We start from the raw sequence: 26171 nt of genomic DNA, 5'->3' as shown, positions 1-26171 counted from the left end.
ACCGTCGCTCGACGGGCACACACAAGTATGGGAGACCCTATGACGCATGTCACCGAAGCCGAACTGCTCCAGCACGTACCCAACGAACTGTTCATCAACGGCAAATGGGTGCCGGCCGCCGATGGCGCCACCCTGACCGTGCACGACCCGGCCACCGGCAAGGTAATCAAGACCATCGCCGACGCGGGCGTCGCGGATGGCGCGGCCGCCCTCGACGCGGCCGTCGCGGCGCAGGCCGGCTGGGCGGCAACCCCGCCCCGGGTTCGCGGGGAGATCCTGCGCCGGGCCTTCGACCTGCTGCAGGAGCGCAAGCAGGAGTTCGCCCTGCTGATGACCATCGAGATGGGCAAGCCGCTCGCCGAAGCGTACGGCGAGGTGGCCTACGGCGGCGAGTTCCTGCGCTGGTTCAGCGAGGAGGCCGTGCGCGTCACCGGCCGCTACGGCACCAACCCGGAGGGCACCGGGCGGATGATCGTCTCCCAGCACCCGGTCGGACCGTGCTTCCTGATCACCCCGTGGAACTTCCCGCTCGCGATGGCGACCCGAAAGATCGCCCCGGCGCTCGCCGCGGGCTGCACCGTCGTGATCAAGCCGGCCGAGCTGACCCCGCTGACCACCCTGTTCTTCGTGCGTCTGCTCGAGGAGGTCGGCCTGCCGGCCGGCGTCGTCAACGTGATCACGACCTCGACGTCGGCCGCGGTGTCGGGGCCGATCATCGCCGACCCGCGCCTGCGCAAGCTCAGCTTCACCGGGTCGACCCCGGTCGGCCAGAAGCTGATCCAGCAGTCCGCGCAGGGCGTGCTCCGCACCTCGATGGAGCTCGGCGGCAACGCCCCGTTCGTCGTCTTCGAAGACGCCGACCTCGACAAGGCCGTCGCCGGCGCGATCGCCGCGAAGTTCCGCAACGTGGGCCAGGCCTGCACCGCGGCGAACCGGTTCATCGTGCACGAGTCCATCGCCGACGAATTCGCGCGCCGGGTCACCGAGACGGTCGCCGACTTCACGGTCGGCCGCGGCACCGAGGAGGGCGTCACCATCGGCCCGCTGATCAACCAGGCCGCCATCGACAAGGCCGACACTCTCGTGCAGGACGCGCTCGGCAAGGGGGCGACACTGCTGACCGGCGGGTCGGCCATCGCCGGGCACGGAACCTTCTACCAGCCCACGGTGCTCTCGGGCGTCGCGCCGGGCAGCGACATCCTGCGTGAAGAGATCTTCGGGCCGGTGCTGGCGATCTCCACGTTCGGCGACGAGGACGAGGCCGTGCGGCTCGCCAACGACACTGAGTACGGGCTGGTCGGCTATGTCTTCACCCAGGACCTGGCCCGCGGGCACCGGATGATCGAACGCCTGCACACGGGCATGATGGGCCTGAACGTCGGCGTGCTCTCCAACGCGGCGGCGCCGTTCGGCGGGGTCAAGCAGTCCGGCCTCGGCCGCGAGGGCGGGCTCGAGGGCATCCACGAGTACCTCTCCACCAAGTACACGCTCCTGCCCGACCCCTTCCTCGACTAGGACGGCCGGCCGGATCCCGCTGTCGCGCCCAGTCCCGACCGGGGTGTGCCCGACGCCGTGTGCATAACTCCTGCAATTCACTCCCGGCCGCGGGGGCGTTCCGCGGAATCCTGCGGATGCCGGTCGGGCCCGGCAGAATGTGCAGGAGTTGTGCACGGTCGGGTGGTCGGGCCTGGGCCGGCGGCCCCCGGCTAGACTTTGCGGATGCCCGTCATCGAGATCAGCGACCTCAGCGATCCGAGGCTGGTCGACTACGCCCATCTGACCGACGTCGCCCTGAAGAAGGCGCGCGGCACCGAGCACGGCCTGTATATAGCCGAATCGGCATTAGTTCTGGAGCGTGCGCTGCGGGCCGGGCACCGGCCGCGGTCGGTGCTGGCGCTCGGCAACACCGTCGACGAGGCACGCGCGCTCGTCGGCGACGACGTGCCCGTTTTCGTCGGCCCGGGCGAGTTGCTGGCGGAGCTGACCGGGTACATCCTGCACCGCGGAGTGATCGCGGCGATGCACCGGCCCGAATTGCCGGCCCCCGACGTCCTGCTCGCCGGCGCCCGCCGGATCGTCATCCTCGAGAACGTGTCGGACCCCACCAATGTCGGCGCGATCTTCCGCTCGGCCGGCGCGATCGGCGCGGATGCGATCCTGGTCACGCCGCGCTGCTCCGACCCGTTCTACCGCCGGGCGATCCGGGTGTCGATGGGCACCGTGTTGCAGGTGCCGTGGACCCGCGTCGGCGACTGGCCGAGCACCCGCGCGGTGCTGGACCGGCACGGTTTCCACGTGGCAGCGCTCGCGCTGGCCGAGGATGCCGTGAGCCTGCGTGACTTCCGCGGCGCCGAGCACGAGCGGCTGGCCCTGCTGCTCGGCGCGGAGGGTGAGGGGCTCACCGGCGACGCGCTCGCGGCATCCGACAGCATCGTGCAGATCCCCATGAAGCACGGCATCGACTCGCTCAATGTGGCCGCGGCCAGTGCCGTCGCCATGTGGGCGCTCTCCGGCTGACCGGACCTCCGCCGATCCGCGCCTCCTGCTGCCCGGGCAGCCACCCCCACCCCCGTGGCTAATTCAGGAGATCTGCGGGGCGGCCGCGTCCGCGCCCCCGGACCAGTGCTGTGGCGCGCGGATGCCGCCCCAGAACTCCTGAGTTAGCCACACCCGCCGGGCAGGTCGACCAGGGGCGGTCAGCAGCGGGGGCCCGCGCGGGGGTCGCCGCGGCGTCGGCGCGGAAGCCTAGGCTGAGGGCATGAGCAATGATGCTGTCATCGTCGATGTCGTGCGCACCGCGTCCGGCCGGGGCAAGCCGGGGGGTGCCCTCTCGGGTGTGCACCCGGCCGACCTCCTGGCCGGAGTGCTGCGCGAGCTGGTCAGCCGCAACGGCCTCGACCCGGCCCTCGTCGAGGATGTGATCGGCGGCTGCGTCAGCCAGGTCGGGGAGCAGAGCTACAACGTGGTGCGCACGGCCCTGCTGAGCGCGGGGTTCCCCGAGTCGGTGCCGGGCACCACCATCGACCGGCAGTGCGGCTCGAGCCAGCAGGCCGCCGCCTTCGCCGCGCAGGCGGTCATGTCCGGCAGCTGCGACGTGGTCATCGCCTGCGGCGTCGAATCGATGAGCCGGGTGCCGCTGGGCTCCTCGCTCGGCGGGGCGCCGGGGCAGGGCTCCGGCGCCGAGGTCCCCGGCCAGGACCCGCACGGCACCCTGATGCACGCCCGCTACCCGCAGGGTCTGGTCAACCAGGGGGTCTCGGCCGAGCTGATCAACCAACAATGGCGGCTCGGCCGCGGCGAGCTGGATGCCTTCGCCGCCCGCTCGCACAGGCTCGCCGCCGCGGCGGCCGACCGCGGCGACTTCGACGGCGAGCTTCGCCCGACCACCCTCCCCGACGGCCGGGTCGTCACCGACGACGAGACCATCCGCCCCGGCACCACCCTCGACTCCCTCGCCGCGCTGCCGCCGGCGTTCCGCACCGACGCGCTCGCCGCCCGGTTCCCGAAACTCGACTGGCACATCACCGCGGGCAACTCCTCGCCGCTCACCGACGGGGCCTCCGCGGCCCTGATCATGAGCGCGAAACGGGCCGCCCAGCTCGGCCTCAACCCGCGGGCGCGGTTCCACAGCTTCGCGGTCACCGGGAGCGACCCGAAGCTCATGCTGACCGGCGTGATCCCGGCGACCCGGCGCATCCTCGAACGCTCCGGCCTCGGCATCGACGACCTCGACGCCTACGAGGTCAACGAGGCGTTCGCAAGCGTGCCGCTCGTCTGGCTGCGCGAGCTGGGCGCCGACCCGGCCCTCCTCAACCCGCGCGGCGGCGCCATCGCCCTCGGGCACGCGCTCGGCTCGTCCGGCACCCGGCTGCTGGGCACCTTGCTCAACCATCTCGAACTCACCGGCGGGCGGTGGGGCCTGCAGACCATGTGCGAGGGCGGCGGCATGGCCAACGCCACCATCATCGAGAGGCTCTGATGCGCATCGACGGATGCTCCGCGCTCGTCACCGGTGCGGCATCCGGTCTCGGCCTGGCCACCGCCCGCTCCCTGGCCGCGGCCGGCGCGGCGGTCGTGCTGCTCGACCTGCCCGGCTCCCCGGGGGAGGAGGCCGCCGCGGCGCTCGGCGGCCGGGCCCGGTTCGTGGCCGGGGACGTCACCCGCGCCGAGGACGTGCAGGCCGCGGTCGACGCCGCGACCGCGCTCGGCCCACTGCGGATCGTGGTGAACTGCGCGGGCATCGCCCCCGGACAGCGCACGGTCGGGCGGGACGGGCCGCTGCCGCTCGAGGACTTCGACCGGGTGATCCGGATCAACCTCGCCGGCACCTTCAACGTGATCCGGCTGGCCGCGGCGGCGATCCAGGCGACCGACCCGGTCGGCGCCGCGGGCACCGGCGCGGATGCGGGTGCGGGCTCCGGATCCAGTGCAGCCGAGAGTTCGGTGTCGAACCCCGGCGGGCCGGACGGCATCCCGGCGCCCAGCGCACCGGCCGGCATCCCCGAGCGCGGCGTGATCATCAACACGGCCTCGGTCGCGGCCTTCGACGGGCAGATCGGGCAGGCCGCGTACGCGGCGTCGAAGGGAGGGGTCGCCGCGATGACCCTGCCGCTCGCCCGCGAATTCGCCCCGTCGCTGATCCGGGTGGTCGCCATCGCCCCCGGCATCTTCGACACCCCGCTGCTGCAGGGGCTGCCGGAGAGCGTGCGCGAGTCGCTCGCGGCGTCCGTGCCGCACCCGGCCCGGCTGGGCGACCCGGCCGACTTCGCCGCCCTGGTGCGGCACATCGTGGAGAACCCGATGCTCAACGGCGACACGATCCGGCTCGACGGCGCCATCCGGATGCCCCCGCGCTAACGCCTCGGGGTGGAGTTCTTTGGGACACGCCGTGTTCCGTGGCCGGAAGTGCGGCGCGGCGCGAAAAACTCCATCCCGGAGCGGCCGGGCGCGTCAGCGCGCGGACGGCTGCTGCTGCGTGATGCAGTGGATGCCGCCGCCGCGCGCGAACAGCGGCCTGGCCTCGACGGCGACCACGCTCCGGCCGGGGTAGGCGGCGGCGAGGATCTCCCGCGCGGCCTCGTCGGCGCGTTCCTCGCCGAAACTGCAGGCGATCACACCCCCGTTCACCACGAGGTGGTTGACGTAGCTGTAGTCCACGAACCCCTCCGAATCGCGCAGCACGGCCGGGGCAGGCAGGTCGATGATCCTCCAGGGGGTGCCAGCGGCATCCGTCGACTCGGCCAGCACCTGCCGCAGCTCGCGGGTGACCTGGTAGTCGGGATGCCCCGGATCGTCCTGCGAGTGCACCAGCAGGGTGCCGGGGGAGGAGATCGCCGCGACGATGTCCACGTGGCCCCGGGTGCCGAAACGCTCCTGGTCCCGGGTGAGCCCGCGCGGCAGCCAGACCACGTGGGTGGCCCCGATCGTGCGCGCCAGCTCGGCCTCGACCGTTGCCCGGTCGGCGAGCGGGTTGCGTCCGGGGTCGAGCTGCACGCTCAGGGTGGCCAGAACCGTGCCCAGCCCGTCCACCTGGATGCCGCCGCCCTCGTTCACGAGCGGTGACGGGATGCGGGTGGCCCCCGACAATCCCGAGACCAGACTGCCGATCTCGGCGTCCTTGCCCCAGCGCGCCCAGTCCTGTCCGCCCCAGCCGTTGAAAGTCCAGTCCACCGCGCCGAGAGTGCCGGGGCCGGGCCCTCCGGTCTCATCGTCACCGCCGTCGAGCACGAAGCTCGGGCCGATATCGCGCATCCACGCGTCGTCGAGGGGCGCCTCGACGATCTCGACGGCCGCGGACAGATAGCGGCGGGTAGCATCGGCCTCGGCCGGATCGACGACCATCGTGACCGGCTCGAACTCGAGCACGGCGTGCGCCACATCGGCCCAGGCCTGGCGGGCCTCCGCGGCCGAGCCGGCGTCGTCTCCGAGGGTGTAGCCCGACGCGGGGAACGCCATCCAGACCCGGTCCTGCGGTGCCGTCTCCGCCGGCATCCGCCAGGTCACGACCGGGCCCCGGCTGCCGCGTCGGCGCCCGGGGGGGACCCCGCCGCGCCGTACGGGAGCGCCGGGTCGACCGGCGCGGTGAGCCCGGCATAGCTGTCGGGGCGGCGGGTCGCGAGGAAGGGGAACAGCGCGAGCCACTCCTCCCGCTGGGCCAGGTCGAGGTCGGCCACCAGCACGACCGACTCGTCCCGCGGCGCCTGCACGAGCACGCGGCCGTAGGGGTCGGAGATGAACGACGAGCCGTAGAAGGTGAGGTCTCCCTCGTCGCCGTGCCGGTTCGGCACCACCATGAACAGCCCGCTGGTGATGCCGTTGCCCACGATCACGTGCTGCCAGATCGGCTGGGTGTCGAAGGCCGGGAACCCCGGCTCGGAGCCGATCGCCGTCGGGTAGACCAGCAGCTGCGCGCCGGCCAGGCCGTAGAGCCGCGACACCTCGGGGAACCACTCGTCCCAGCAGGTGGGCAGGCCGACACGGGCGCCGTCGAGCTCCTCCGGCGCGTAGACCGGGTAGGCGTCCTCCGCGGGGCCCGGCCGGAACCAGGTGTCCTCGTAGTAGCCCTCGGTGACCGGAATATGCAGCTTGCGGGTGCGGCCGAGCAGCGTGCCGGCCGGCGAGACCAGGATCGCGGTGTTGTAGCCGCGCGGGTCGGCCGGTGCGTCGGAATCGTCCGGGCGTTCGTAGAGCGAGGCGTGCACGACGACGCCGTGCTCGCGGGCCTGGGCGGCCGCGAACGCGAACGTCGGCCCGGTCAGCAGGTCCTCGGCACCGAGCTTGGGCACGCCCGTGGCCCGTTCGTTGCCGGGGTAGCGGGAGAGGGTCAGCTCGGGCAGGAACACGACCCGGGCGCCCTCCGCGGCGGCCAGGCGGATGCCGTCGGCCAGCTCCGCGGTTAGCGCCGCCCGGTCGGCGTGCCAGCGATGCTGTACGAGCGCCACCCGGAGCGGGGTCGCGACCGCGGGGGAGGCATCCACGGGGGTGACGCGGGTGAGCGGAACGGCGATGCCGGGGGCAAGGATGAGGCGCATGAGATCTCCGGTGAGGCTGCGGGGGTAATTGATCGTGCGATCAACAAGGTAGAAGCAAAGCTATATACACTGAGGTTCCATGTCAACCGTCCAGAGCGAATCTCGGCCAGGCGCCCGCCGCAAGTCGCCGGCCGACCGCGCGGCGGAGATCGCCGGAGCGGCCAGGGAGATCGCGCTGGCCGACGGCCTGGCCGGCATCACCCTGCGCGGCGTCGCCGCCCGGATCCGGGTGACCCCCGCACTGGTGAGCCACTATCAGCCGAGCATGGATGTGCTGGTCGCCGATACCTTCGGCGCTGTCGTCTCCGCCGAGATCGGCGAGGTGGCCGAGGAGCTGGCGCCGTGCCCGAGCACGGTTGCCGCGCTCGGCGCCCTGATCGACTCCCTGCTCGGGCCGGAGCGCAGCCCGGTCACCGCGCTCTGGCTGGATGCCTGGAGCCTCGGCCGGCGCAATCCTGCGCTCGCCGTTGAGGTCGGCGTGCAAATGGATGCCTGGCAGGCCTTCGTCTCCGGGCTCCTGCGCGCGGGCGTCGCCGCCGGCGAGTTCACCGCCGCCGATCCCGACGCGGTCGCCTGGCAGCTGCTCGGTATCATCGACGGGCTGAACGCCCACGCCATCGTGCGCTACGGCCACGCCGCGTCGCTGCGCGGGCTGGTGCGCACGGTCGCCGAACACGAACTCGGCCTGGTCTCCGGGGCGCTCGGCACCACGACAGAGATCTATTTGGATTAGGGTAGGCTTACCTAATACCGCGGGCGCTGCCCGCACGACAGACGGGGCACGCGACACGATGAGACTGACACGCAGATGGGCCATGATCGCCGGCATCGCCGGAGTGACCGTGCTGGGCGCGACCGCCTGCAGCGGGAACGGCGCGGCATCCGGCCCGGAGGCATCGTCCGGCGGCAAGCCGTCCGGCTCCATCACCGTGTACAACGCGCAGCACGAGGAGCTCACCCAGGCCTGGGCCGACGAGTTCACCAAGAAGACCGGGGTGGAGGTCACCCTGCGCAACGGCGACGACTCCGAGCTCGGCAACCAGCTCGTGCAGGAGGGGTCGGCATCGAAGGCCGACGTCTTCCTCACCGAGAACTCCCCGGCGATGAGCCTGGTCGACAACGCCGGGCTCTTCACCCCGGTCGCGGCCGAAACGCTCGCCCAGGTGCCCGCGCAGTTCCAGCCCAGCTCCGGCAACTGGACCGGCATCGCAGCCCGCTCGACCGTTTTCGCCTACAACCCGGCCCTGCTCACCGAGGACCAGCTGCCCACGTCGCTTCTCGACCTGGCCGACCCGAGCTGGAAGGGCCGCTGGGCCGCCTCCCCGTCGGGAGCCGACTTCCAGGCCATCGTCAGCGCCATGCTCGAACTCAAGGGAGAGTCGGCGACGACCGCCTGGCTCAAGGCGATGAAGAGCAACACCGTCGTCTACAAGGGCAACAGCACGGTGATGAAGGCCATCAACGCGGGAGAGATCCCCGGCGGCGTCATCTACCACTACTACTGGTTCGGTGACCAGGCCGGCACGGGGGAGAACAGCGACAGCACCAAGCTGCACTACTTCAAGAACCAGGACCCGGGCGCCTTCCTCAGCCTCTCCGGCGGCGGCGTGCTGAAGTCCAGCCCCAACCCGGTCGCGGCGCAGGCGTTCCTCGCCTTCATCACCGGCAAGGCCGGCCAGACCATCCTCCAGACCGGCACCTCGTTCGAATACCCCGTCGCCGACGGAGTCAGCGCGAACCCCGCGCTCGTGCCGATCAGCGACCTCGACGCGCCGAAGATGGACCCGTCGAAGCTCAACAGCACCAAGGTCACCGATCTGATGACCCAGGCCGGGCTTCTGTAAACTCGACAGTGATGTCCGTCACCCTGCCACCCGCGAGCCCGGCGCCCGAACGCCCGGATCCCGCGTCCCTCCCGCCGGCGAGCCCGGCGGCCGACGCGGGTCCGGAGGGCACGGATGCCGTCGGCCGGGTGGGCAGGCGCCCCTCCCCGTTCATCGTCGCCGTGGCGTGCACGGTCTCGCTGCTCGGATTGCTCCCGCTCGGCTACGTCATCGTCACCGGGATCCTCACCGGCTGGCCCGAACTCTCGGCGCTGGTGTTCCGGCCCCGGGTCGGCGAGCTCCTCGTCAACACTGTCGGCCTGGTCGTGATCACGGTGCCGCTCTGCGCGAGCATCGGGGTCGGCGCGGCCTGGCTGGTCGGCCGCACCACGCTGCCCGGCGCCCGCGTCTTCGCCGTGCTGCTCGCGGCGCCGCTCGCCGTTCCGGCGTTCGTGAACAGCTACGGCTGGGTGAGCGCCATCCCGTCGCTGAACGGGCTCTGGTCGGGCGTCCTGATCGCCACCCTCTCCTACTTCCCGCTGGTCTACCTGCCGTGCGCTGCCGCGCTCCGGCGGCTCGACCCCACCGTGGAGGAGGCGGCCGGGTCGCTCGGCAGCGGCGCCTGGGGCGTCTTCTTCCGCGTCATCCTGCCCCAGTTGCGCCTGCCGATCCTCGGCGGGTCGCTGCTGGTCGGCCTGCACCTGCTCGCCGAGTACGGCGCCTTCGCGATGGTGCGCTTCGACACCTTCACCACGGCCATCGTCGAGCAGTACCGGTCAACCTTCAACGGCCCGGCGGCGAACGCCCTCGCCGGCGTGCTCGTGCTCTGCTGCCTCTTCCTCCTCGTCGGCGAGTCCGGCGCGAGGGGCCGGGCCCGCTACGCCCGGATCGGCTCCGGCGTGGCCCGCCCCGCCCCGCGCCGTTCCCTCGGCCGGTTCACGCCGCTCGGCTATCTTGTGCTCGGCGGCCTGTTCGTGCTTTCGATCGGCGTGCCGTTCACCAGCGTGATCCGCTGGCTGGTGCAGGGCGGCTCCGCGGTCTGGGCCGACGGCGTGGTCGGCGAAGCCTTCCTGCAGACCGTCGGCTACGGCCTGATCGGCGCGGTCGCCACCTGCCTGCTCGCCTTCCCGATCGCGTTCCTCGCCGTGCGCTACCCCAGCCGGCTCGCCCGCGGCCTCGAGTCGGTCAACTACCTCACCAGCTCCCTGCCCGGCATCGTGACGGCGCTCGCCCTGGTGACGGTGAGCATCCGTTTCGTGCAGCCGCTCTACCAGACCGTGGTGCTGGTGATCGCGACCTATGTGCTGATGTTCCTGCCGCGGGCGCTCGTGAATCTGCGGGCCGGGCTCGCCCAGGTGCCGGTGGGCCTGGAGGAGGCCGCCCGGTCGCTCGGCAAGCACCCGATCGGCGCGTTCCTGAGCGTCACCGCCCGCTTCTTCGCCCCCTCCGCGCTCGCCGCCGGCGCGCTCGTCTTCCTCGGGATCGTCACCGAACTCACCGCCACCCTGCTGCTCGCCCCGAACGGCACCCGCACCCTGGCGATCCAATTCTGGTCGAAAGTGAATGACATCAACTACGTCGGCGCCGCCCCCTATGCCCTGCTGATGATCGCGCTCAGCCTCCCCGTGACCTACCTCCTGTTCGCCCGCTCCCGCCTGACGAGCGTCTCGTGACCGACGTGACCGACGTGGGCGTGGCCGGCGCGGCCGAGGGAGCGGCCGAGGGAGCGGCCGAGGGTGCGGCCGAGGGTGCGGGCGCAGCGGCCGAGCGGATGCCGGCCGGCCGGGCCGCGATCGAGCTCGCCGGGGTCAGCAAGAGCTTCGGTGGCACGACCATTCTTGACCGGGTCTCGCTCTCCGTGCCGGAGGGCAGCCGCACGGTCATCGTCGGCTCCTCCGGCTCCGGCAAGACCACGCTGCTGCGCCTGATCAGCGGCTTCGAGCTTCCGGACGCCGGCACGATCACCGTCAACGGCCGCCTGGTCGCGGGTCCCGGGGTTGCTGTCGCGGCTCACCGGCGCGAAATCGGCTACGTCGCCCAGGACGGCGCCCTCTTCCCGCACCTCACGGTCGGGCAGAACATCGCGTTCGGCCTCGGCCCGGCCCTCCGCGGCGGCACCCGGCGTGAGCGCAAGAAGGCCGTCGCTGAACTCCTCGGCATGGTCTCGCTCGACCCGGGCTTCGCCGGCCGCCGCCCTGACGAGCTCTCCGGCGGCCAGCAGCAGCGCGTCGCCCTGGCCCGCGCGCTCGCCCGGCGCCCGAAGGTCATGCTGCTCGACGAACCGTTCTCCTCCCTCGACGCCGGATTGCGCGCCGCCACCCGCGACATCGTCGCCGCCACCCTCGAGCGCGCCGGGATCACCACGGTGCTCGTCACCCACGACCAGGCCGAGGCGATGAGCTTCGCCCACCAGCTCGCGGTGCTCCGCGACGGCCACCTCGGCCAGGTCGGTTCGCCGCGGGAGCTCTACTGGCGGCCGGTCGACCTGTTCACCGCCCGTTTCCTCGGCGACGCCGTCGTGCTGCCCGCCACCATCGGCGACGGCGTCGCCAGCTGCGCCCTCGGCGAGGTCGCCGTCGCCCCCACCGGCCTGCACGGCGACGCCTGCATCATGCTGCGCCCCGAACAGATCGTGGTGGAACCCTGCGACGCCGGCGGAACGGGAACGGGCACCTGCACCGGCCAGGTCGAGTCGGTCGACTTCTACGGCGCCGAGGTGCAGCTCGCGGTGCGACTGCACGTGCCCGGCAGCCCCGGGACCATCGTGCACGTGCGGCAGCACGGCACCACCGGCACCATCGTCGGCAGCTGGGTCAGCCTCCGGGCACGCGGCACGGCCACGGCGTTCGCGGCGGCCGCCCTGGCGACGGCGCACCGGCATCCGTCGCTGCCCGCCGCCCCCAGACCCCCGCGCTGACCCGCGCTGACCCGCGCTGACCCGCGCTGACACGCCCGCGCTGGGCCTGCCCGCACTCCGGGATCGGCGAGGAACTCTTGCCCAGCCCCGGACGGGGGTGTTACGCTCTCCCGTGGGAGCGCTCTCACGAATGTGGTCTTCACCGCAAACCGACGGCTGCACCCTCCGAAGAGAGCAGGAACAGCAATGTCGCTATCCCATGTCCGACCCGGCCGCGAGGCCTCGGAGACCCGGATCTGGAAGCCCTCCCGCCTCCGCATGCGGCTGATCGCCGGCGCCGTCGCCGTCGTGCTGGGCGTACTGACCGCCGGCACAGGGCTGGTGGCTGCCCCCGCCGCTGCCCTCGCCGCCGCGGCCAAACCTGCGCCCGCGACCGCCCCTGACTTCGGCCCGAACGTCAAGATCTTCGACCCCAGCATGCCCGTGGCCGATATCCAGGCCGCGGTCGACGCCATCACGGCCACGCAGGTCAACGATGAGATGGGCACGAACCGGTATTCCCTCCTGTTCAAGCCCGGCACCTACGGCAGCGCCGAGGAACCCCTCATCATCCAGGTCGGGTATTACACCGAGGTGGCGGGACTGGGGCAATCCCCGACCGATGTCACGATCAACGGTCACGTTGACGTCTACAACCGGTGCCGCACGGAAACGGGCTGCTTCGCACTGGACAGCTTCTGGCGCTCGGTGTCGAACCTCACGATCAACGTCACCGGCTTGGACGGCTGCCGGGCCGGCACCAACTTCTGGGCAGCCTCGCAGGCCTCGCCGATGCGCAGGGTCAACATCACCGGCGGCAAGCTGTCGTTGATGGACTTCTGCACCGACGGTCCCCAGTTCGCCAGTGGTGGCTTCATCGCCGATTCCCAGACCGGCGATATCATCAACGGCTCGCAGCAGCAGTATCTGGTGCGGGACAGCAAAATCGGTGCCTGGTCGAACGGAGTGTGGAACCAGGTCTTCGCCGGGGTCAAGGGCGCGCCCGCGCAGTCCTACCCGGAGCCCCCGTACACCACCCTCGCCAAGAGCCCGGCCAGCCGGGAGAAGCCGTACCTCTTCATCGATTCCGCGGGGGCGTGGCAGGTCTTCGTGCCGGCTCCCCGCACCAACTACTCGGGAACCACCTGGAAGAACGGGCCGACGCTCGGACGCGCGATCGCGTTGTCGAACTTCTTCGTCGCCAAGCCGTCCGACTCGGTGGCAGCCATCAACAGCAAGCTCGCCAAAGGCAAGAACCTCTTGCTCACGCCCGGCGTCTATGACGTCAACAAGACGATCACGGTCAAGAACGCGGACACCGTCGTGCTCGGCATGGGCCTGGCCACGCTGACGGCCGTGGACGGTGCAGTGGTGATGAGCACCGCCGACGTCCCCGGCATCGACATCGCCGGCGTCACGATCGACGCGGGAACCAAGAACTCGCCGGTACTGCTGAAGATCGGAACCAAGGCCCATCGCGGCAAGAGCAGTCCGGCCAACCCGACCGCCCTGCAGGACGTGTTCTTCCGGATCGGCGGGCCGCACGTGGGCAAGGCCACGGTCAGCCTCGAGGTCAACACCGACAACACCATCCTCGATGACATCTGGGCGTGGCGTGCCGATCACGGCACGGCCGGCAGCGTCGGCTGGGACCTCAACACCGCACGGAACGGCGTCATCATCAACGGTGAAAACGTCACCGCCACCGGGCTCTTCGTCGAGCACTACCAGCAGTACAACGTGATCTGGAACGGGGAGAACGGCCGGACCGTCTTCTTCCAGAACGAACTGCCCTATGACGCCCCGAACCAGGCAGCCTGGCAGCACGACGGCGTCCTGGGGTGGGCGGGCTACAAGGTCGCTGACACGGTGACCACGAACGAGCTGTGGGGCGGTGGCAGCTACGTCTTCAACAACGTCGATCCCACCATCCACGCCTCGGTCGGTTTCGAGGTGCCCCGCAAGCCGGGCGTCAAGATGCACGACCTGCTCAGCGTCCAGCTCGGCGTTGGAACCCTTGACCACGTCATCAACGACAAAGGTTTGGCGGTGACGCAGGCCGGGGTCGGACAACCCAGTTGCGTGGTCCTCTTTCCCTCTGACGACGCCACGCCGCCCACGGTCGCCATCACCGACAACGTCGAGGGCGCCACGGCGACCGGCAAGGTCACCTTCACGTTCACCTTCAGCGAGGATGTCTGCAGCTTCACCGCCGACGACATCGCCGTCACGGGCGGCTCGCGGGGATCGTTCACACGCGTCGACGCCAAGACGGCCACCCTGGTGGTGCCGCCCGCCGAGAATTCGAGCGGGACCATCAACGTGAGCATGGCCGAGGCCACGTTCACCGACCTGCCCGGCACGGCCAACACCGCGGCCGCCAGCGCCCAGCAGGGGTTCAACACCGTGACGCCGCTGACGCTCGCCATCTCGGACAACGTCCCGACCGCATCCGCGACCGGTGATGTAACGTTCGCGTTCGCGTTCAACCGGGACGTCGGCACCAGCTTCACCGCTGATGACGTCGTGGTCTCCGGTGGCACCGCGGGCGCATTTGTCCGCGTCGATGCCACTCACGCGACCCTCGTGGTGTCACCCCCGGCCGACTCGACGGGAACCGTCGCGGTCAGCGTGGCCGCGGGCACGTTCACGGATCTGGCCGGCAACGCGAACACCGCCGCTGCCACCGCGCAACAGGCCTTCAACACGACCTCGACGCCGCCGCCGGCGCCGTCCTGGGCGATCACCTTCGATGACCCCGCGAAAACGTACACGCTGACTGACTTCGGCAACCGTGGTGGCGCGGTCGTGGCCGACCCGGCCGGTGGCACGAACAGGGTCGCCACGGTGTCCAAGGCCGTCACGGCGTCGGCGACGGCGGGCAGCACGGTTTCCACCGGGGCGGACCTCTCCGTCGACACCATCCCGTTCACGACAACGCAGAGCCGGATGGCTATGCGGGTCTACAGCCCCGCTGCGGGCGTGCGGGTGCGGATCAAGGCCGAGAACGCCGCCAACCCGGGTCAGAACGTTGAAACGGATGCCTTCACCACGACCTCTGGGTCGTGGGAGACGCTGACGTTCGACTTCGGCGACACGTCCACGCACTACATCCCGGACGGGCCGACGACGTACGACCTGACCAAGCCGACCCAGAATTTGAACCTGACCAGCACCTACAACAAGGTGAGCGTCTTCTTCGATTACTTCGTCGGCGCCGGCGGCTATGCACCGATGCCCTCCGACCGCACGTATTTCTTCGACGACCTGATCTTCCTGTCCGAGGTGGCTCCGCCGCCGCCGCCGGCCCCGGGCCAGATCATCACGTTCGACGAGACCACCCCGCCGGTGCTCACCGGTTTCGGTGGTGCGGCTGACTCGACCATCGCGCCTGACCCGGCCGACGCTGCCAACTCGGTGGCGAAGGTCGTCAAAATGGTCGGCGCCGAGGTCTGGGCCGGCACCACCGTGTCGACCCTTGCCAACCAGGCAATCTCGAAGATCGGCTTCACCACCACCCAGAAGTCCGTGACGGCGCGCGTATGGTCGCCGGACGCGGGCATCCAGGTGAGGATGAAGGTGGAGAACGCGACGAACGGTGGCCAGTCAGTCGAGACCGAGGCCACTACGACGGTGGCCGGGGGGTGGGAGACATTGAGGTTCAACTTCGCCAACCCGGCAGCCGGCACCGCGGCACTGGACCTGGCCGTCACCTACAACAAGGTGTCGATCTTCTTCGACTTCGGCACGGCCGGAGCCGGGAAGACCTATTACGTCGACGATCTGGACTTCACCTTCACGGGCCAGCAGCCGCCGCCCCCGCCCGCCGCACTTGCCATCACGTTCGATGACAGCGCGAAGACCTACACGCTGACTGACTTCGGCAACAACGGTGGCGCGGTGGTGGCCGACCCGGCCGGTGGCACGAACAAGGTGGCCACGGTGTCCAAGGCGGCCACGGCGTCGGCGACGGCGGGCACCACGGTGTCCACCGGCGCGAACCTCTCCGTCGACACGATCCCGTTCACGGCCGCTCACACCAAGATGACGATGCGCGTCTACAGCCCGGCTGCGGGCGTGCGGGTTCGGATGAAGGCCGAGAATGCCGGCAACCCCGGACAGAACGTCGAAACGGATGCGTTCACCACTGTCGCCGGGGCGTGGGAGACCCTGACCTTCGACTTCGGTGACACGTCCACGCACTTCATCCCTGACGGGCCGACGACGTACGACCTGACCAAACCGACCCAGAATTTGAACCTGGCCAGCACCTACAACAAGGTGAGCGTCTTCTTCGACTACTTCGTCGGCGCCGGCGGCTACGCACCCATGCCGTCTGACCGCACGTATTACGTCGACGACGTGAGCGGGGTCTTCTGAGTTGATTCACGGCGGAGTTGATACCCGACTGAGTTGATACACGGCGCGGCGGCGGCACCTTCGGGGCCGCCGCCGCGTGCTACTCCGAGGCGTGCGCCTCCAAGAACTCGTAGACCTCGGTGTCGTCGACGCCGGGGAACGTGCCGCTCGGCAGCGGGGAGAGCACGTGCGCGTGCAACCGGGCGCTCGGCCAGGCCTTGCCGGCCCAGCGGGAGGAGACCTCCGACGCCGGGCGACGGCAGCAGGACTCGTCGGGGCAGCGGGACACGGTCCGCTGGGTGGTCTCCCGGCCGCGGAACCACTTCGCCTGCGCGAACGGCACGCCGACGCTGATCGAGAACTCGCCGCCATCCGCCGCGCCCGTCTGGGTGGCCGACCAGAACGTGCCGACCGGGGTGTCGGTGTACTGGTAGAACTCGGTCGTGCGGTTGGTGTGGGTGAAGGCGCTGCGGGCGCTCCACTGCTTGCAGACGTACTGACCCTCGATCGAGCCCGTCACGTCCACCGGCAGCGGCAGCCCGTCGTTCTCGTAGCCCTTCTGCAGGGCGCCGTCACCGGTGACCCGCAGGAAATGCAGCGGCATCTCCAGGTGGGAGGTGGCCAGGTTGGTCAGGCGCAGGGCGGCGGCCTCGTGCGTCACCCCGAATGCGTCGCGGAAATCCTCGACCGAGAGCTCGCGCTCCCGTTTCGCGTTGGCGAGGAACGCGACCGAGGCGTTCCGCGGCATCAGGCAGGCTGCCGCGAAGTAATTGATCTGCAGCCTCTGCCAGAGGAACTCGGCGTAGCTGTCCGGGCGTTCGTGGCCGAGCAGCCGGTGCCCCATCGCCTGCAACGCCATCGAGCGCAGCCCGTGCCCGCCGGGGATCGACGCCGGTGGCAGGTAGATGCGGTGGTTGACCAGGTCGGTCACCGACCGGGTCGAGTTGGGCAGGTCGTTCACGTAGATGAGGTTGAAGCCGAGCTGCTCGGCCATCACGCTCACCTCGCGGTGGGTGAGCGCGCCGGACACGTGACCGGATGCCCGCACCTGGTCCTCGGCGAGCTGCTCGATGTCGGGCATGTAGTTGTCCTGCTCGCGCATGAGTTCGCGCAGCTCGGTGTTCGCCCGCCTCGCCTCCTCCGGGGTGGCGATGGCCTCGCTGGCCCGGCGGGCGAGTTCCCGGTGCAGGCCGAGCAGGGATTCGAGCGCCGCGAGCGGCATCCCCTTGGTCACCTTCACCGTCGGCAGGCCGAGGGCACCGTAGAGCGGGTTCTTCTGCGCCCGGGCGAGCTCGATCTCCAGGGCCGCCCGCGTGTTGGGCGCCTCACCGCTGAGCAGTTCGGTGATGGGCACGGCCAGGGCGGTGGCGACATCCTGCAGCGTCGACAGCTTGGGCTCGCGCCGCCCGTTCTCGATCAGGGAGAGCTGGCTGCCGGCCAGGCCGACCCGATCGCCGAGCTGGTCGAGGGTGAGGCCGCGCTCGCCGCGGAAATGACGGATGCGCAGGCCGAGAGTGACGAGGTCGGAGGCACGTGTGGGCATTCCTTAACATTACCGAAAGAATCGCGATTCTTAACGGAAAGTTTGCCCACGGAATGCGCGAAATAGGCGCATTCTTGATTTACCGGGCAAAGTTACCCATCCGATGCACCCGATCGAAGACGAAAGGCCAGGAGATGACCATCGCGAATGTCTCAGTTCAGACCGGCGGGGGCGAGTCCCGCAACACCGCTGGAACCACCGACCCCAACCTCCAGGCCTGGGTGGACGAAATCGCCCGGTTGACCCAGCCCGACGCGATCGTCTGGTGCGACGGCTCCCTGCGCGAGGCCGACGCCCTCGCCAAGCAGCTCGTCACCGAGGGCAAGCTCATCCGGTTGAACCCGGAGTGGCGCCCCAACAGCTACCTCGCCCGCACCAGCCCGTCGGACGTCGCCCGGGTCGAGGACCGCACCTTCATCTGCTCGACCGACCCGGAGGATGCCGGCCCCACCAACAACTGGGCCGACCCGGTGGCGATGCGCGCCGAGCTGACCGAGGTCTTCGCCGGCAGCATGCGCGGACGCACCATGTACGTCGTGCCGTTCTCGATGGGCCCGCTCGGCGGCCCCATCTCGCAGCTCGGGGTGGAGATCACCGACTCGCCCTACGTCGTGCTCAACATGGGCATCATGACCCGGATGGGCGTGCAGGTGCTGCGCCTGATCGAGGCCGGCGCGAGCTGGGTGCACACCCTGCACAGCGTGGGTTACCCGCTGGTCGACGCCGAGGGACACCACCGCGCCGACGTCGAATGGCCCTGCAATGACAACAAGTACATCGTGCAGTTCCCGGAGACCCGCGAGGTCTGGTCCTTCGGCTCCGGCTACGGCGGCAACGCGCTGCTCTCCAAGAAGTCCTTCGCGCTGCGGATCGCCTCGGTGATGGCCCGTGACGAGGGCTGGCTCGCCGAGCACATGCTCCTGATCAAGGTCACCTCCCCCGAGGGCGGCGTCTCCCACCTGGCCGCCGCGTTCCCGTCGGCCTGTGGCAAGACCAACCTGTCGATGCTGCGCCCCACCATCCCCGGCTGGAAGGTCGAGACCATCGGCGACGACATCGCCTGGCTGCGTCCCGGCACCGACGGGCGCCTGTGGGCGATCAACCCGGAGGCCGGCTTCTTCGGCGTCGCCCCCGGCACCGGCGAGGTCACCAACCCGACGGCCGTCGCCACCGTCTGGGGCAACACGATCTTCACGAACGTCGCACTGCGTGACGACGGAGACGTCTGGTGGGAGGGCCTCACCGAGACGCCGCCGAGCCACCTGATCGACTGGGAGGGCAACGACTGGACGCCCGCCTCGAGCACCCCGGCCGCGCACCCCAACTCCCGGTTCACCGTCGCCGCGTCCCAGTGCCCGTCGATCTCCGACGACTGGGAGGCGTTCGGCGGCGTTCCGATCGACGCCATCCTCTTCGGCGGCCGCCGCGCCACCAACGTGCCGCTCGTCGCCCAGGCCCGCAGCTGGAAGCACGGCGTGTTCATGGGCGCCACCATCGCCTCGGAGAAGACCGCCGCCGCGGAGGGCATCGTCGGCGAACTGCGCCGCGACCCGTTCGCGATGCTCCCGTTCTGCGGCTACAACATGGCCGACTACTGGGCGCACTGGCTCGCAGTCGGCAAGGGACTCGGCGCCAAGGCGCCGGCGATCTTCCAGGTGAACTGGTTCCGCAAGGGTCACGACGGCAGCTTCCTCTGGCCCGGTTTCGGCGAGAACTCGCGCGTGATCGAGTGGATCGTGCGCCGGGTCGAGGGCAAGGCGCAGGCCGTCGACACCCCGATCGGACGCCTCCCCGTCCAGGGCGGCCTCGATCTGGACGGCCTCCACCTGTCGGCCGACGCGGTGGAGCAGCTCTTCCACATCGACCACGCGTCCTGGCTGGCCGAGTGCGACCTCACCGAGGAGTACTTCGCCCAGTTCGGCGACCGCGTGCCGCCGGCCCTCCAGGCCGAGCTCGCCAGCGTGCGCTACAACCTCCGCGCCTAACCCCGCTCCTCCCCGCCCGCCCCCCACGGGCCTCCGCCGGGATGCGCGAAAGTGCACTTTTGGCCCCCTCAGCGGTGCTGGGGGGCCAAAACTGCACTCTCCCGGCCGAGCGAGGAAGGTGTCTCCCGGCCGGGAAGAACCTCGGTCGTATGATGCAGGCATGCATGACGACAGCGCGCTCGTTCAACTGCGGATCGACCGGTTCGTCCGGGAGAGGCTCGCCCCGGCGGTCCACCGGATTGCCGTGCCGCTCACGCTCGCCGCGTGGGTGGCGCCGGGCGAACCCGTGGGATTCGACGAGGCCCTCGCGCAGGAATACCGGCCGTTCCAGACCGGCCACCCGTGGGGACGCCCGTGGGGCACCACCTGGTTCCACGCGACCGGGACGGTCCCGGCCGGCTGGGACATCGACGAGTCCACCCGGCTCGAGGTGGTCGTCGACCTCGGCTTCAGCACCGCCACCCCCGGATTCCAGGCCGAGGGCATCGCCTGGTCGCCGGCCGGCGTCATCCTCAAGGCGGTCTCGCCCCGGAACCGCAGTGTGCCCCTCGCCCTGCCGCCGGGCGGCACCGTCGACCTGTACCTCGAGGCGGCGTCCAACCCGGATGTCACGAGCGGCTTCACCTTCGTGCCCACCGAGCTGGGCGACCCGGCGACGGCCGGCACCGAACCGATCTACACGCTGCGCCAGGTCGACCTGGCCCTGCGGGACGAGACTGTCTGGGAACTCCTACAGGACTTCTGGACCCTCGACGGCCTGCAGCGCCAGCTGCCGAAGGCGCTGCCGCGGCGGGCGGAGATCCTGCACGCCCTGGAGCGATGCATCGACCTGATGGACCCGGAGGACGTCTCCGGCACGGCGGCGGCCGGGCGGGCCGCGCTCGCCCCGGTGCTCGCGCTCCCGGCCTACGCGAGCGCGCACCGGCTGCATGCCGTCGGCCACGCGCACATCGACAGCGCCTGGCTCTGGCCGGTGCGGGAGACCGTGCGCAAGGTCGCCCGCACGTTCTCGAACGTGCTGGCCCTGATCGAGGAGAATCCGGACTTCGCCTTCGCCGCGTCATCCGCCCAGCAGTACGCCTGGCTCAAGGAGCACTACCCCGAACTGTTCAAGCGGGTGAAGGCGCAGGTCGCTGCGGGCCGGTTCGTGCCGGTCGGCGGCATGTGGGTGGAGTCGGACACGAACATGCCCGGCGGCGAGGCGCTCGCCCGCCAGTTCGTGGCCGGCAAGCGTTTCTTCATGGAGGAGCTCGGCGTCGAACCGCTCGAGGTCTGGCTGCCCGACTCCTTCGGCTACTCGGCGGCGCTGCCGCAGATCGTGGCGGCGGCCAGGTCGCGGTGGTTCCTGACCCAGAAGACCTCGTGGAACGAGACCAACCTGATGCCGCACCACACCTTCCTCTGGGAGGGAATCGACGGCACCCGGATCTTCACGCATTTCCCGCCCGTCGACACCTATAACGCCGAGCTGTCCGGGGCGGAGCTGGCCCGCGCGCAACGCAACTATGCCGAGAAGGGTGTCGCGAACACCTCGCTGGTGCCGTTCGGCTGGGGCGACGGCGGGGGAGGCCCGACCGGCGAGATGATCGCCGCGGCCCGCCGAACCGCGTCCCTGGAGGGGTCACCCACGGTCGAGCTGTCGACGCCGCGGCGGTTCTTCGAGACGGCGGAGGCCGAGTACGCGCAGCCGCCGGTCTGGTCGGGGGAGCTGTACCTCGAGTTCCACCGCGGCACGTACACCTCGCAGGCCCGCACCAAGCGCGGCAACCGGCGCAGCGAGCACCTGCTGCGTGAGGCGGAGCTGTGGGCGAGCACCGCTGCGGTGCGCACGGACGCCGCGTACCCCTACGACGAGCTCCAGCAGGCCTGGCACACCGTGCTGCTCCAGCAATTCCACGACATCCTGCCCGGGTCGTCGATCGCCTGGGTGCACCAGGAGGCCGAGCGGCACTACGCCGAGGTCGCAGACGCACTGCACGGCCTGGTGGCGGACTCGGTGACGGCGCTCTGCGGCACGGGCGAGCGATCGGTCACCCTCAATGCCGGGCCGTACCCGGTGCGGGGCATCGCCGGGCTCGGGGCCGGGGCGACCGCGGGGGCGACTGGGGGGGCGACGGCTCGCCCGCTTCCGGTCACGGTGGAACGCACCGCCGACGGCATCGTGCTCGCCAACGGACTCGTCGCGGTGACGATCGACGCCGACGGACTGTTCTCCTCGCTCCGCGACCTCGGCGCAGGCCGCGAGCTGATCCCCGCCGGCGAGCGCGGCAACCTGCTCCAGCTTCACCGGGACACCCCCACCCAGTGGGATGCCTGGGACATCGACCAGCACTACAAGCGCACGGCGACCAGGCTGACCGCGGCGGATGCCGTCGAGGTCGTCCGGGACTCCGCCGAGGTCGCCGAGGTTCGGGTCAGCCGGTCCTTCGGGGCCTCCCATGTCGTGCAGCTGATCAGCCTGGCGGCCGGCGCTCGCAGCATCGACCTGGCCCTGAGCATCGACTGGCACGAGCGGCAGAAGCTGCTCAAGCTCGCGTTCCCGCTCGACCTCCATGCCGAACGCGCGGCCTCCGAGATCCAGTTCGGCCACGTCTACCGGGCCACACACGCGAACACGTCCTGGGACGCGGCCCGATTCGAAACCTGCGCGCACCGCTGGGTGCACGTGGGCGAACCGGGCTACGGGGTGGCCGTGGCCAACGACTCCACCTACGGCCACGACATCACCAGGGACACTGATGCCGCCGGCCACAGTGCGACGACCGTCCGCCTGTCGCTGCTGCGCGCGGCCGTGTTCCCCGACCCGACCGCCGACCAGGGTGAACACGCCCTCCGGGTCTCGATCCGGCTCGGCGCCACGATCGGCGACGCGGTGGCCGAGGGGTACCGGCTGAACCTGCCACTGCGCACCGTGGCCGGAGTGGCGACCGGGCGGATCGACCCTTTGTTCGAGGTTGACAACCCCGCGGTCGTGATCGAGGCCGTCAAGCTCGCCGAGGACCGCAGCGGGGATGTCGTGGTGCGGCTCTACGAGGCGCACGGCGGCCGGACGACGGCGCGGGTCATCCCTCGGTTCGAGACCACGGAGGTGACCGAGACCGACCTGCTCGAACGCCCGCTCGCGGATGCGCGTGCCGTGTTCTCGGCCGACGGCGGCGCCCTGGTGCTCGAGTTGCGCCCGTTCCAGCTGGTGACCCTCCGCTTCGCCCGCTGACCTGCCCGCGTTGATTCCGGACAGGGGAGGGCGTTAGACGAGCAACTGGTGCTTGGCGAGCTCGCGGTAGAGCGGGGTGGAGGCGACCAGTTCGGAGTGGGTGCCGGTGCCGATGACCTGTCCGTGGTCGAGCACCACGATCTGGTCCGAGTCGACCACGGTCGAGAGCCGGTGCGCGATCACGATCAGGGTGCGGTTCACGGCGACGGCGTCGATCGCGGCCCGCATCATCTGCTCGTTGACCCCGTCGAGGCTCGACGTCGACTCGTCCAGCAGCAGGATCGGCGGCGCCGCGAGCAGCGCCCGGGCGATCGCCAGCCGTTGGCGTTCGCCGCCGGAGAGCATGACGCCGGACTCGCCCACCGCCGCGCCGAGCCCCGCCGGGTCACGGTCGAGCACCTCGCCGAGGTTGACGGCGTGCAGCACGGCGATGCATTCCTCGTCGGTCGCGTCCGGTGTGGCCAGGGTGAGGTTGTCCCGCAGCGAGCCGGCGAGCACGGGTGCGTCCTGTTCGACGTAACCGATCTGGGAGCGCAGGGCCGTGCGGTCCAGGGTGCGGATGTCCAGCCCGCCGAGGCGCACAACGCCGGCGTTCGGGTCGTAGAACCGCTCGATCAGGGCGAGGATCGTGCTCTTCCCGGCGCCGGACGGCCCGACCAGGGCGGTGCGCAGGCCGCGTGGGGCGGTGAAGGAGACCCCGCGGAGCACCGGTCGCGGCTCGGGCTCGGCCGAGGCGGCGGCGGGGGCCGCTGCGGTGGCCGGGGCCGAGCCTGCCGTCGTCGGCGCGGGTTCGGGCACGGGCCTCGGTTCGGGCCCCGGTTCCGGCGTGGGCACGGTGCCTTCGGGCGTGGAGGCCTGGTCGGCCGGGACCGTGTCGAACAGGTCGGCTGCGGTGGGAAGCCGCTGGCCGTCCGTGCCTGCGGCCGTGTCCATCGCGGCCAGGGCCGCCGCGGTGGCCGCGGCCTCCGTTGCGGCGAGATCCGCCTCGAGCAGGTCAGGCTCGGCGAGCACGGCCTCGATCACGGCCGGGGCCACGATGACGGTTTCGAGCAGGGACGGCGCGGAGGCGACGGTCTCGACGCTCGCTGCTGCTGCGGCTGCTGCGGCTGCGGCATCGGCGTCGGACTCGACCTCCGCTGTCAGCGCGTAGCCGAAGTGCACGTCCTCGAAGGAGATCGCCGGGGCATCCGGTCGCACCGATTCGTTGGCGGCGCCCACGGTGATCGCCAGCGGGGCGATGTCCCGGTCGAACTGGTCCTCGGCGGGCAGGTCGATGATCTCCTGGATCCGGCCGAGCGCGCCGAGCGCGGAGTTGACGGAGGTGATCGCCCCGAAGGCCTGGCCGAGCGGCACGATCATCAGGAACAGGAAGAGGATGAACGCGATCAGGTTCGCGACCGTGATGCTGCCGCTCGCCACTCGGAACCCGCCGACGCCGAGCACGACGAGGAACGACACCTGCATGGCGATCCCGGCGATGGGCACGACCAGGGCGGAGATCTTCGCGACCTGGATGCCCATCTTCCACGCGCCGACGGCGTCCTCCTCCACGGCGGCGATCTCGCGGTCGGTCGCGTTCGAGGCCCGCACCGTGCGCACCGCGCTGATGGCGCGCTCCACGCTCGCGGCCAGGTCGCCGACCTTCACCTGCGCCGCGAGGCTGGCCACCCGGATCCGCTGCGAGAGCAGGGTCACGGTGACGACGGATGCCGCGATCACCAGCACGGTCAGCCCGAGCAGCACCGGGTCGATGACGAGCATCGCGATCAGCGCGCCGAGGAAGGTGAGCGACCCGCCGATCGCCTCGACGAGCCCCTGGGTGAGCACCGCGCGCAACAGGGTGGTGTCCGAGCCGACCCGGGAGACGAGGTCGCCGGTGCGGCGGGTGTCGAATTCGCTGATCGGGAGGCGCAGCATCCGGCCGATCAGTTTGCGGCGGCTGGAGAGCACCACGCCCTCGCCGGTGCGCTGCAGGAGGTAGTGCTGGTAACCGCTGATCAGACCGGAGACCACCACGAGCCCGATCAGCCCCCAGACGAGCGCGCCGAGCGGATTGCCCTTCTGCACGACCGTGATGACCTGGCTGACCAGCAGCGGCTGGGCGAGGCTGGCCAAGGCGCCGAGGATGCTCAGCACGATGACGACGCTGAGCACACGCTTGTGCTCGAGGAGGTAGGGGAGCAGCTGGCTGAACTTCGCCCGCGGCCCGGACGCGGCCCCGGTGCGACGGCCCATCCGGCCGAAGCGGGCCCGTCGGGTGGTGGGGGCGGCGGGTCCGGGGGTGCCGGCTGGGCTGGTGCTGGTCGTGCTGTTGTTCGGGGTGCTCACCAATTGAGCTTAACCGCAACGGCCGGGTGCCGGTCGTTCCGTCTACAGTGGGGAACTGTGTCGGAGCCTGTGATTGTCGCCGAGAACCTCGTGAAGAAATACAAGGAATTCGCCGCCGTCGACGGCGTCTCCTTCGAGGTGGCCGCCGGAGAATCGTTCGGCCTCCTCGGGCCCAACGGGGCCGGCAAGTCGACGACCATGCGGATGGTCGGCGCGGTGTCGACCCGCACGGCCGGCACGCTGAGCATCCTCGGAATGGACCCCGACCGGCGCGGGCCGGAGATCCGCTCGCGCCTCGGCGTGGTGCCGCAGGCCGACAACCTCGACACCGAGTTGCGGGTGCGGGAGAACCTGCTCGTCTACGGCCGGTACTTCGGCCTGCCGCGCGCCCAGGTGGCGCGCCGGGCCGACGAGCTGCTCGAGTTCGCGCAGCTGACCGAGAAGGCGAAATCCAAGGTGGACGCCCTGTCCGGGGGCATGAAGCGTCGCCTCACAATCGCGCGGGCGCTGATCAACGACCCGAGCATCCTGCTGCTCGACGAGCCGACCACCGGGGTCGACCCGCAGGCCAGGCACATCCTCTGGGACCGGCTGTTCCGGCTCAAGGAACAGGGCACGACACTGCTGCTCACCACCCACTACATGGACGAGGCCGAACAGCTCTGCGACCGGCTGGTCGTCGTCGACAAGGGCGTGATCATGGCCGAGGGCGCGCCGGCCGAGTTGATCCGGCGGTACTCGTCACGGGAGGTGCTCGAGGTGCGCTTCGGCTCCGACCTCAACGCCGAGGTCGCCGGGCGGATCGCCGGGATGGGCGACCGGATCGAGGTGCTGCCCGACCGCATCCTGATCTACAGCGAGAACGGGGAATCCGAGCTGGTGCGCATCATCGACGCGGGGCTCCGGCCGATCACCAGCCTGGTGCGGCGCTCCAGCCTCGAAGACGTCTTCCTCCGGCTGACCGGCCGGACCCTGATCGAATGAGCACCCTC

At 70.7% G+C, this 26171-nt stretch carries 16 protein-coding genes; 12 read left to right on the top strand and 4 right to left on the bottom strand.

Annotation, left to right across the window (positions count from 1 at the left end):
• Positions 1–39: 39 nt before the first annotated feature.
• The 4 genes from IWX89_RS10175 to IWX89_RS10160 all read left to right on the top strand — a co-directional run bounded on the left by IWX89_RS10175 (position 40) and on the right by IWX89_RS10160 (position 4857).
• Complete coding sequence (locus IWX89_RS10175; protein ID WP_196903448.1) at positions 40–1515, top strand: NAD-dependent succinate-semialdehyde dehydrogenase; 1476 nt, start codon at positions 40–42, stop codon at positions 1513–1515.
• Positions 1516–1719: 204 nt separating this feature from the next.
• Positions 1720–2517 (top strand): RNA methyltransferase, encoded by a 798-nt coding sequence (locus IWX89_RS10170; RefSeq protein ID WP_196903447.1) that lies wholly within the window; start codon positions 1720–1722, stop codon positions 2515–2517.
• 241 nt (positions 2518–2758) lie between these two features.
• Complete coding sequence (locus tag IWX89_RS10165; protein ID WP_196903446.1) at positions 2759–3979, top strand: thiolase family protein; 1221 nt, start codon at positions 2759–2761, stop codon at positions 3977–3979.
• Positions 3979–4857 (top strand): SDR family NAD(P)-dependent oxidoreductase, encoded by an 879-nt coding sequence (locus tag IWX89_RS10160; protein WP_196903445.1) that lies wholly within the window; start codon positions 3979–3981, stop codon positions 4855–4857. Before IWX89_RS10165 ends, IWX89_RS10160 begins: the two co-directional genes overlap by 1 nt.
• A gap of 93 nt (positions 4858–4950) precedes the next feature.
• Here IWX89_RS10160 and IWX89_RS10155 read toward each other — a convergent pair whose 3' ends face one another.
• Both IWX89_RS10155 and IWX89_RS10150 read right to left on the bottom strand, forming a co-directional pair.
• Positions 4951–6003 carry an agmatine deiminase family protein gene (locus tag IWX89_RS10155; RefSeq protein ID WP_307836497.1) on the bottom strand — a complete coding sequence of 351 codons (1053 nt, stop codon included), beginning with the start codon at positions 6001–6003 and terminating at the stop codon, positions 4951–4953.
• Complete coding sequence (locus tag IWX89_RS10150; RefSeq protein WP_196903444.1) at positions 6000–7031, bottom strand: nitrilase-related carbon-nitrogen hydrolase; 1032 nt, start codon at positions 7029–7031, stop codon at positions 6000–6002. Before IWX89_RS10150 ends, IWX89_RS10155 begins: the two co-directional genes overlap by 4 nt.
• Before the next feature lie 79 nt (positions 7032–7110).
• Between IWX89_RS10150 and IWX89_RS10145 the strand changes: the two genes are divergently transcribed.
• The 5 genes from IWX89_RS10145 to IWX89_RS19125 all read left to right on the top strand — a co-directional run bounded on the left by IWX89_RS10145 (position 7111) and on the right by IWX89_RS19125 (position 16130).
• On the top strand, positions 7111–7764 hold the full coding sequence (locus IWX89_RS10145) for a TetR/AcrR family transcriptional regulator (RefSeq protein WP_196903443.1): 654 nt from the start codon (positions 7111–7113) through the stop codon (positions 7762–7764).
• A 58-nt stretch (positions 7765–7822) separates the two neighbouring features.
• Complete coding sequence (locus IWX89_RS10140; RefSeq protein WP_196903442.1) at positions 7823–8875, top strand: iron ABC transporter substrate-binding protein; 1053 nt, start codon at positions 7823–7825, stop codon at positions 8873–8875.
• A gap of 11 nt (positions 8876–8886) precedes the next feature.
• Positions 8887–10527 (top strand): iron ABC transporter permease, encoded by a 1641-nt coding sequence (locus IWX89_RS10135; RefSeq protein WP_196903441.1) that lies wholly within the window; start codon positions 8887–8889, stop codon positions 10525–10527.
• Positions 10524–11771 (top strand): ABC transporter ATP-binding protein, encoded by a 1248-nt coding sequence (locus tag IWX89_RS10130; protein WP_307836496.1) that lies wholly within the window; start codon positions 10524–10526, stop codon positions 11769–11771. Before IWX89_RS10135 ends, IWX89_RS10130 begins: the two co-directional genes overlap by 4 nt.
• A gap of 186 nt (positions 11772–11957) precedes the next feature.
• On the top strand, positions 11958–16130 hold the full coding sequence (locus IWX89_RS19125) for an Ig-like domain-containing protein (RefSeq protein WP_374220507.1): 4173 nt from the start codon (positions 11958–11960) through the stop codon (positions 16128–16130).
• A gap of 79 nt (positions 16131–16209) precedes the next feature.
• On the opposite strand, the gene IWX89_RS10120 is transcribed toward IWX89_RS19125, so the two are convergent.
• The gene (locus tag IWX89_RS10120) at positions 16210–17652 is read right to left on the bottom strand and encodes a helix-turn-helix domain-containing protein (RefSeq protein WP_196903440.1); all 1443 of its coding nucleotides are present in this window, start codon (positions 17650–17652) and stop codon (positions 16210–16212) included.
• Between the two features lie 134 nt (positions 17653–17786).
• Here IWX89_RS10120 and IWX89_RS10115 point away from each other — a divergent pair, with 134 nt between their 5' ends.
• On the top strand, positions 17787–19637 hold the full coding sequence (locus IWX89_RS10115; protein ID WP_196903439.1) for a phosphoenolpyruvate carboxykinase (GTP): 1851 nt from the start codon (positions 17787–17789) through the stop codon (positions 19635–19637).
• Positions 19638–19797: 160 nt separating this feature from the next.
• Positions 19798–22851, top strand: coding sequence for a glycoside hydrolase family 38 C-terminal domain-containing protein (locus IWX89_RS10110; RefSeq protein ID WP_196903438.1), 3054 nt, complete (start codon positions 19798–19800; stop codon positions 22849–22851).
• Between the two features lie 33 nt (positions 22852–22884).
• On the opposite strand, the gene IWX89_RS10105 is transcribed toward IWX89_RS10110, so the two are convergent.
• Complete coding sequence (locus tag IWX89_RS10105) at positions 22885–25086, bottom strand: ABC transporter transmembrane domain-containing protein (protein ID WP_196903506.1); 2202 nt, start codon at positions 25084–25086, stop codon at positions 22885–22887.
• A 150-nt stretch (positions 25087–25236) separates the two neighbouring features.
• Between IWX89_RS10105 and IWX89_RS10100 the strand changes: the two genes are divergently transcribed.
• Positions 25237–26163: an ABC transporter ATP-binding protein gene (locus IWX89_RS10100; RefSeq protein WP_196903437.1), complete on the top strand. Its 927-nt coding sequence runs from the start codon at positions 25237–25239 to the stop codon at positions 26161–26163.
• Positions 26164–26171: the final 8 nt, after the last annotated feature.

The sequence above is a fragment of the Cryobacterium sp. MP_M3 genome, assembly GCF_015752155.1.
GTDB lineage: Bacteria > Actinomycetota > Actinomycetes > Actinomycetales > Microbacteriaceae > Cryobacterium.
Note: the sequence above shows the minus strand (reverse complement) of the source record. Positions and strands in the feature narration are given on the sequence as shown.